Source organism: Salinimonas chungwhensis DSM 16280 (assembly GCF_000378185.1).
In the GTDB taxonomy this organism is placed as follows: domain Bacteria; phylum Pseudomonadota; class Gammaproteobacteria; order Enterobacterales; family Alteromonadaceae; genus Alteromonas; species Alteromonas chungwhensis.
The window spans coordinates 141,513-147,512 of sequence record NZ_KB899384.1 but is presented as its reverse complement, the minus strand read 5'-3'; the positions used below and the strand labels follow the sequence as shown (position 1 = coordinate 147,512).

Sequence of the window (6,000 nt, the reverse complement as noted above, 5' to 3'; positions counted from 1 at the left end):
ATAACAGCCGCATAAAGGGCGATAACACATGGGCTAAAATTAGGAACGAAGTGACGCTGCCCATGTGTTAGCGTCCCAGCGAGCTTGCGAGCGATTTAATGCGTTTGTTATACGCAATTTGCCACATCTGTAGCGCATTGCTACAATGTGATACCGAACCATTAGGAGACATGTTATGGCAACCGCGAGTGTAAGATTAGACCAAGATCTAGTCGAGAAAGCTACAATTATGGGCAAAGCACTAAACCGAACTATGCCAAAACAGATAGAGCATTGGGCTAAGATCGGTGAAATGATGGAAGATAACCCAGATTTGCCTTACGAATTCGTAAAACAGGCAATTATCTCCAAAGCTGAAAAAGAGGCTGGAAAATTGGAGCCTTACGACTTTGGCTAAGATTACCAGCGTTTTACAGACAGCTAATTTTAAGAGAGCAGTAAAGAAGTTACATCAGAATCAGAAAAAAGACTTGGATAAAGCTGTTAAGGAACTAATGGCCGATCCTCTTCTAGGTGAGCAGAAAAAAGGCGACTTAGCCTTTCTTCGTGTGTACAAATTCAAGATGGTCAAGCAGTTAACTTTACTTGGTTACAGCTACGAGGATGGCACTGTAATACTTGAATTGATAGCACTTGGCTCTCATGAAAACTTTTATCGCGATGTTAAAAAGTTATTCTGACCAATTGCGTATAACTTTTAAATAAAGGGCAAAAACACAGTGCTACAATCGCGCAGCGGCGCTGTGTTTTTGTCCCAGCGCGCCGCCGCGCGCGTTTTAATTTTGTTGTTAGGCGACAATTATTCATCTAGCCTCTGGCTTGGAAGTACAGCTATAAATAGTTGATCTATTTCTCTCAATAGGTCATTTATTTCCGCACCAGACTTTGAATTATGCTCTAGTCTATGTAACTTATGTAGAAGCTCGATAAACTTCTCGAATAAGGCTTCGTCTACGAAATATTTCGAAGATACAATAATTTCTTGATTGCCTAAATATTTAGAAATATAGAAAGTTTCATACTCGAACTGAAATTTTCTGTATAAGAAATCGACATTGGTTGCTACATCATTTTTTTTTGCAAGAAAAACATTCTTCTTGGCTTCCCTGATAGCTTGGAATGAGAAGTAAGCAGCAACGGCGGCAGCGCAACCAGATAGTGCTGAAAAAAATGTGTCCATAATTTGCGATGTCCCTGTTGTCGCCTAACGCCGTTGTAACCGGCAAATAATAGTTGGCTAAAAATTTGTGAGGCACGAACAAAGCCAACTGTTATTTGTCCGCGTTTACGACTTTGTTAGCTGCCCCTAAACACCATACTAAAACTATCTTTGTTGGATAACTCAGGTGTTACTTCGTGACTGCGTATTCTATAAAACCTAACTTTAGGTTGATCAAGTCTGTTTGCTGCGACATAAAAGCTGTAAGTGGGAAATTGATATTGCAATTTATTTCCCCACAACTCTACCAGCTCTTTGGCTATTTCCCATGCTTTCAAAAAATCCGAGGCCTCTGAGTCATACCAAGGCTCTTCCTCTAATTCTGCGTTGTTTTCAAACCAGTCAAGCACAGCTGTAACTGACAGAAACAATTCATTATCTTCAGGTTCTCGATTAGCAAGAAAGTTTGCGTTGGCTTTTAGGTTGTCGAGTTCCCACTCAGGAACTATAAGCCCGTCCGTATCTACAAACTTTGTATTATAAAGAAGGTCTAAATCTTCCATGATTCCTCTATGGCTGCTAACTTTCCAATAACGGGCGCAGGCATGTGGGGCATAATGGCGAAGCCGCCCCGCGTGTATGCGTCCCAGCGAACGCAGTGAGTGAGTTTATTGGGTTGTTATGTACGACACAAAACTACCGTCTAAACTCATTCAAATCAAAATGGTTTGGAGGCGGGAATAGAAAAGCTAAAATAGTGTAAATAACTATAGCGAACCCAAAAGAGAAAATACCAAATATTAGCCAACCAGCTCTAGCTCTCGTGGGTGACCATCCAACAAATTCTCCCATTCCGGCTGCAACCCCTGCTAAGAGATTGTTTTGTGATTTTTTTAAGTCACGAAATCTAGACATCAAACATCCTTTTAATTTAATTTTCCTACAAGTACATAACTTTTAAATAAGGGGCGCAGACATGTGGGGCATAATGGCGAAGCCGCCCCGCGTGAATGCGTCCCAGCCCGCGCAGCGGGCGAGCTTAATTTTTTTGTTATGTCTCATTGGTAAAAAACTTCCTTGAACAAGCTTGGAGCGCAATAGTCATTTAAGCTGACTATTACAAAGTGCTTTCTCACAAGCCCTGCATCTATTTCATACCATGCCATAGTTTGGTTACCTTCTTCATACAAATCTAATGGGAAGATGAAGGTTGGTTCCTCAAGACTGTCTGATATGAGCCATACTGAATAAGAACTTTGACCTTCAATGCTCTCTGGTAATTTGATAGTTACAGAGAAGTTCGAATCTCTAAGGGTTGTATCAATAGTAACTTTTTCACCATGCTTGGAATTGAACTGCTCGCGCATTTCATCGGTGACGATGCAAGATGAGGCAAGGCAGCCAAAATTGACTAACAGAAGTAGTAAAAAAGTTAACCGCATTTATCAATTCCTTCTGAGACATAACGCTAAGCTAACGGGCAGTGACGTAGCGGCATAATCGCGGAGCGCCGCTGCGTTACTGTCCCAGTGAACGAAGTGAACGTGTTTAGCGCTTTGTTAGCTACGTTATCCAAAGATGAACCCACCAAAAACAACCACTAAAATTATTGAACTACCCAGCCTAATGCGGTTTACGCAATTTTTGAAAAGCTGCTTCGCGCAAACACTTTTCAAAGTTATTGGAAACTTGTTAGTTGATAAAAATGAGTTTTGTATTAAGTAATACAGACTCATTGTTGTGCCATCGTACTCGATCTCTTTTTTTAACTGCTCAGCTTGTGATACGGCGCTGATACCAATGACAATGACGGCAGCAAAACAAATAAAAAAGATATAGTCCAAATTTACTCCAAGTAGCTAACGCTAAGCTTTGGGGCGCTAACATGGGGCTATAATCGCGAAGCGGCCCCGTGTTAGCGTCCCAGCGACCGGAGGGAGCGCCAACAGCGTTTTGTTAGGCGTACAAAGGAAAGTACGCAGCTTTGCTGCCACCACTAGCCAATTAGGCCGCGTGTTTAAATTATTGAAATTAAGATAAAACAACCCTGTGCGAAAAGCTAGTGTTAACGGCAACGCTGGATAAAAGAGCGAGTTTAGAAGGCTGGTGATGTTGAATGTTGGCGTTGCGGTGTTGATGAAAAGCGCGTTGCTAAAGTTGTTTAAAATACTGAAAAAGCCAGCCGTAAATACAACCTAGCGAAACAGCCTTGCTGCTGGAATGTCACAGCTGAGACTACTTTTTAAAGCTGTAAGTAAATGACGCCTAACGCCCCAAGCAGGGGCAATAACACGTAGGCTATAATACGGAACGAAGTGACGGGAGCCTACGTGTTAGTGTCCCGCTGACTCGGTTTGTTATAAGCCACCACCCGCGACGTTTGGGTATTCAACAACCCACGGATCTGGATTTCCTGATTCTTTATACCAATTGATCATCGTTCTGAACATATCCAAGCTAACATCTATAAGTGTCTGCGTATAACCAGCGTTTGAGTTAATTTCGTATGGATATCTATCTTTTAGAAATACCAAATCGTACTTATTGAACCATTCTTCATGACAAGTAAATTTTAGTTTTTTGGCGAGTTCTGAATCTACAGTTTTATAAAGTTCATGTAATCCGTGAACTCTTTGCTTTAGTTCATATTGCTCGCCTGCCGAGCCTTTTCTGTGATTATCTACAGGGACTGCGATAAAGCTTTTCAACATTATCTCTATTCCAATTGCAGCATTAACAACGGCCACTTTACCCATATTAGGTTGCCGCCATAAAATCTGGGCTGCGCGTACATAATTACCGGCGGCTTCTAGCATGTAAGGTGACTGTTTCTTATTCACTAACTTCTCCGTGGCTTATAACGCCTAGCACACGGGCAATAGCGAAGGGCCACTTTTTTGCGCTCTTTGCAAAAAAGGGGAACTGCGCGTTATTGTCCCGTGCTGCGCCTTGTTAGCCCTAACACTGAACGTTCGCAGCTTTGCTGCCCTGCACCAAGATGTTTGCATTACTTAATTGCCCTGCCCTGATATGCATTTACCTTAAACAACCACCAGAAAAACAACAACTGATTTTTACATTAACCATTTGCCGGAACTGATAAAACTGCGTTGCCAATTAAGCTGAGAATTGCACCTTACGATTGCTAATAAAAGCACTCCTTGCATACAGCGAAGACTGCCCGCGCCGCGCAAACCACGGGAAGAAATTACCACAGTTGGTTGATAGCCCAGGACACAAAAACAACCAATGGCGTTGGAACGCTAAAACAAGAAAAGATACCGGCAGTTAACACTGCCCCGATCTTTTATTTTTGAACGGATTTACGAATGGGGGCTAACTTCCCACTAAGGGGCGATAACACATGGGCTAAAATTAGGAACGAAGTGACGCAGCCCATGTGTTAGCGTCCCAGCGAGCGAAGCGAGAGCCTTGAGTGGTCTGTTAGCAGCCAATGCTATTCAAACCTTGTCGATTTTTAAAATTCCGTTTCCATAATTCGGCAGGTAAACAATAGTTATGCATTGTCCGTTTTGAATAAATGTATCGTGCTCTCGATTAGCGAAAAAATATTGTTTAGCAGCGTAATCATTGTATTGGAATTTTATACCTGAAACGAAGAATGTTTCTTCTCTACTGTTGCCTCTTACTATTTCGTGGTTGGCAATACAACCAGATGTAACCTGAACTTGCTTAGCTAAAATAGCATTTTGAACTTGATATGTATCCCAGCTATTAAGAAGTGTAGTGATAAAAGCAATTACCCATATGCTCAGACTAACGCCTAAGATGTGATGGGGTTTTGCCTTGATTAAATCTGAAAGAGAGTGCAGCAAAGGTGTGAATTTAAAAATCGCAAGGAGGGCTGCACCAGCGATTACTAAGCCAATTGGATAGAAACTAAGGTTTATGGACTCCACACTGCTTACGAAGTATGTGTTACTTGAAGGTTCTAACATCGTACTAAACTTAAATTTCCATACTTGGCTGCTAACGCTAAGCTTTGGGGCGCTAGCACGTGGGCTAAAATCTGAGCGAAGCGAGTCAGCCCACGTGTTAGCGTCCCAGCGACCGAAGGGAGTGGCAACAGCGTTTTGTTAGGCGTACAACCGAAAGTACGCAGCTTTGCTGCCACCACTAGCCAATTAGCCAGCTTGTTGAAATTATTGAATTCAAGATAAAACAACCCTGTGCGAAATGCCAGATGTTAACAACATTGCTGGATAAAAGAGCGAGTTTAGAAAGATGGTGATGCAGAATGTTGGCGTTACGGTGTTAATGAAAAGCGCGTTGCTAAAGCCGCTGAAATTACCGAAAAAGCAAGCCGCAAAAACAACCTAGCTAAACAGCCTTGATGCTGGAATGTCACGACTGAAGCCACTTTTTTGTGCTGTAAGTAAATGACGCCTAACTTCCCACTAAGGGGCGATAGCACATGGGCTAAAATTAGGAACGAAGTGACGCAGCCCATGTGTTAGCGTCCCAGCGAGCACCGCGAGTGCCTTGAGTGGTTTGTTATATTGCATCTAAAAACTTCCTTGCTTTACTGATACTTAACTTACCTTCTAAGACAGGGTTTGCAAGGATATATATTAGGTTTCCGAATACGTCGTAATTTAAATCCTCGCGTCCTTCAATGAAATTTGCCCACTGTTCTACTTGTTCATCAGATATTTCGCCACTGATAAACATTTTCAGGACTTTTTCTACATGGTGCCGATTGATTGTTATTAGTTCTTCATCTGTATCAAAAGGAAACTCATGGAGCCTAATTGCAGCAAGCTCTGAATTCGAGCCAAAATTGATGATTTCATTTAGTGCTTGGAGTCTGTTCATTCTAT

General features: G+C 42.1%; 9 protein-coding genes. 2 read left to right on the top strand and 7 right to left on the bottom strand.

Features of this window, described 5'->3' with window-relative positions; all coding sequences use genetic code 11:
* Positions 1-175: 175 nt before the first annotated feature.
* Positions 176-397: a TA system antitoxin ParD family protein gene (locus F458_RS0113615; RefSeq protein WP_012518669.1), complete on the top strand. Its 222-nt coding sequence runs from the start codon at positions 176-178 to the stop codon at positions 395-397.
* On the top strand, positions 390-680 hold the full coding sequence (locus F458_RS0113610) for a type II toxin-antitoxin system RelE/ParE family toxin (protein ID WP_018983976.1): 291 nt from the start codon (positions 390-392) through the stop codon (positions 678-680). Before F458_RS0113615 ends, F458_RS0113610 begins: the two co-directional genes overlap by 8 nt.
* Positions 681-799: 119 nt before the next feature.
* Here the strand turns inward: F458_RS0113610 and F458_RS0113605 are convergent, their stop codons facing one another.
* The 7 genes from F458_RS0113605 to F458_RS0113555 all read right to left on the bottom strand — a co-directional run bounded on the left by F458_RS0113605 (position 800) and on the right by F458_RS0113555 (position 5,995).
* Positions 800-1,180, bottom strand: a complete 381-nt coding sequence (locus F458_RS0113605; RefSeq protein ID WP_018983975.1) for a hypothetical protein — start codon at positions 1,178-1,180, stop codon at positions 800-802.
* Positions 1,181-1,296: 116 nt separating this feature from the next.
* Complete coding sequence (locus F458_RS0113600) at positions 1,297-1,722, bottom strand: hypothetical protein (RefSeq protein ID WP_018983974.1); 426 nt, start codon at positions 1,720-1,722, stop codon at positions 1,297-1,299.
* A 133-nt stretch (positions 1,723-1,855) separates the two neighbouring features.
* Entirely contained in the window at positions 1,856-2,074 is a 219-nt protein-coding gene (locus F458_RS19610) for a PspC domain-containing protein (RefSeq protein WP_018983973.1), read from the bottom strand.
* Between the two features lie 143 nt (positions 2,075-2,217).
* A complete protein-coding gene (locus F458_RS0113585) occupies positions 2,218-2,601 on the bottom strand; it encodes a hypothetical protein (RefSeq protein WP_018983971.1) in 384 nt (127 codons plus the stop codon).
* A 915-nt stretch (positions 2,602-3,516) separates the two neighbouring features.
* Positions 3,517-3,999: a hypothetical protein gene (locus F458_RS0113570; protein ID WP_018983968.1), complete on the bottom strand. Its 483-nt coding sequence runs from the start codon at positions 3,997-3,999 to the stop codon at positions 3,517-3,519.
* A gap of 621 nt (positions 4,000-4,620) precedes the next feature.
* Positions 4,621-5,118 carry a hypothetical protein gene (locus F458_RS0113565; protein WP_018983967.1) on the bottom strand — a complete coding sequence of 166 codons (498 nt, stop codon included), beginning with the start codon at positions 5,116-5,118 and terminating at the stop codon, positions 4,621-4,623.
* 556 nt (positions 5,119-5,674) lie between these two features.
* Complete coding sequence (locus F458_RS0113555) at positions 5,675-5,995, bottom strand: hypothetical protein (protein WP_018983966.1); 321 nt, start codon at positions 5,993-5,995, stop codon at positions 5,675-5,677.
* Positions 5,996-6,000: the final 5 nt, after the last annotated feature.

What these genes read in the sequence shown, in the direction of transcription:
- F458_RS0113615 (WP_012518669.1), top strand. Translation starts at nt 176, where the DNA reads ATGGCAACCGCGAGTGTAAGATTAGACCAAGATCTAGTCGAGAAAGCT.
- F458_RS0113605 (WP_018983975.1), bottom strand. Translation starts at nt 1,180, where the DNA reads ATGGACACATTTTTTTCAGCACTATCTGGTTGCGCTGCCGCCGTTGCT.
- F458_RS0113600 (WP_018983974.1), bottom strand. Translation starts at nt 1,722, where the DNA reads ATGGAAGATTTAGACCTTCTTTATAATACAAAGTTTGTAGATACGGAC.
- F458_RS19610 (WP_018983973.1), bottom strand. Translation starts at nt 2,074, where the DNA reads ATGTCTAGATTTCGTGACTTAAAAAAATCACAAAACAATCTCTTAGCA.
- F458_RS0113585 (WP_018983971.1), bottom strand. Translation starts at nt 2,601, where the DNA reads ATGCGGTTAACTTTTTTACTACTTCTGTTAGTCAATTTTGGCTGCCTT.
- F458_RS0113565 (WP_018983967.1), bottom strand. Translation starts at nt 5,118, where the DNA reads ATGTTAGAACCTTCAAGTAACACATACTTCGTAAGCAGTGTGGAGTCC.
- F458_RS0113555 (WP_018983966.1), bottom strand. Translation starts at nt 5,995, where the DNA reads ATGAACAGACTCCAAGCACTAAATGAAATCATCAATTTTGGCTCGAAT.